Here is a 1796-nt window from a genome sequence, read left to right as displayed (position 1 = left end):
GCGTTGGGCTATGTGAGTCCAGTGGTGTTTGAAAGTGTGTAGTTATGTTGTGTCCACTTTTCGTGGGGTACACTAGCTATATAAATAAAGGTTAGTAAGTAAGCTATGAAATATATATATTTAGATAATAATATTATCATTGATCTTAAAAATGATAGAAATGAAGCTATTAAAAAAATAGTAAATGATTTTGATCGTTCAAAGTATCGAATCGTATTTAGCCCCGCACATGTTGAAGAGGTTGCAGCAACAGTGAAGCATTATGGTCAGACTTTAGATGTGGCATACGAAAAATTAGATTTTTTGAACGAGGTAACTAGTTCTTATTGTTTATTGCCTTTTCCTAGGCATAATCTTCGTTCAGTTAGAACTAATGGTGTCTATACATACGTTGAAAACCCGAGAGAAACATTTATCAGGGTTTTTGACTTATATGATCGAAACTGGATTCCAGAGTCTCATCAAAAAGAGAAGCTATCTTTTGGTGAGAGTATTGAAGAAAATAATGATATTAAATCATCATCAGCGAATAATTCAGATGTATTGGAACTATTAGATAAATATAGAGACGAGCTATTCAGAGTCATTACCATTAATTATAAGGAGCTGAAAAAGAATAAGGTGATGAAGCAATATGTTCCTAAAAAACCGATAAATATCAGAATGTTAAAGGCAGCGGCATTGATGCCGTATTTCCCAATGTTTGAAATGGCAGTGGAAAAGTTGATGGAATATTTAGAATACAGTCGTTATTACCCTGATAAGTCCAACAAAAACATTGCTAGTTTACATGATACTACTCACGCGATTTATGGTGCCTACGTTGATATATTTGTAACAAATGACAGACGTTTTGCACATAAGGTTCGAGCTGTATACCAATGGCTAGGAGTTAATACGGAAGTTATGACAAGAGATGAGTTCATCAAACAGTACTCAGTCGTTGAAACTATAGCCTAACAAACTGTTTAAGAGTGATTCGCAACGCATGGCGTTTTTACTATGCGTTACGTTTAGTGTTTAAGGTGGTATGCGGAAGCTTCGGTATTGCGTTGCTCACACCTTAACAGGGCGTTAGGCGATATTCGTGAAATTAAACAAATCATTCGTTGATTCTTAATCGTGATTCTTTGAATTGTTTCATTTAATCAATAAGTTGTTGGAGTTATCAAGTTAGTAGCCAAAGAAAAAATTATCAATTTTCTGTCCTCATAAAAGTTAACGATCGAGTCTGTTCATATTTGATAAGCTTTGTGCTTCTCGTTCTTCGAGTCTTAAGTTCATCCTTAACAGTTGAGTGATTTTGCGATGAGCTTGGTGGCCGTGATTTTTTCTTTGAACTAGACCATGAGTTTCGTTGTTGGCAAGTGAATATTACAGGGTCAATGTTAAACTCACATGTTGTTTTAATTTGGTTTGTTCTGATGTTTCTTTGGTAAGGGATTGAAATGGTTTATAAAATCGCCTAACAAAGCATTTAAGAGGGACAATCAACGCGTGGCATTTTTGGTTCGGGTGAGCATTTGAGGTGACGGCTGTTTAGTTTAAGTGCAGCGTTTTGCGTTTCTTGCCCCTTAATGCAGCGTTAGGCGATATTCGTGAAATTACACAAATGATTCGTTGATTATTAATCGTGTTTTTTTGAATTATGTCATTTAATCAATAAGTTGTTGGAGTTATCAAGTTAGTAGCCAAAGAAAATATTATCAATTTTCTGTTCTCATAAAAGTTAACGATCGAGTCTGTTCATATTTGATAAGCTTTGTGCTTCTCGTTCTTCGAGTCTTAAGTTCATC

General features: G+C 35.0%; 1 protein-coding gene. It reads left to right on the top strand.

The genetic code is table 11. The annotated features are described in order from the left end of the window. The first annotated feature begins 105 nt into the window (after window positions 1–105). Entirely contained in the window at window positions 106–960 is an 855-nt protein-coding gene (locus EXA13_RS16500; RefSeq protein ID WP_238134085.1) for a hypothetical protein, read from the top strand. Window positions 961–1796: the final 836 nt, after the last annotated feature.

The sequence above is a fragment of the Vibrio cincinnatiensis genome (assembly GCF_022113815.1).
GTDB classification, from domain to species: Bacteria; Pseudomonadota; Gammaproteobacteria; order Enterobacterales; family Vibrionaceae; genus Vibrio; species Vibrio cincinnatiensis_A.
Note: the sequence above shows the minus strand (reverse complement) of the source record. Positions and strands in the feature narration are given on the sequence as shown.

Excerpts from the sequence above, each read along its gene's own strand:
- EXA13_RS16500 (WP_238134085.1), top strand. The coding sequence starts at position 106 with ATGAAATATATATATTTAGATAATAATATTATCATTGATCTTAAAAAT.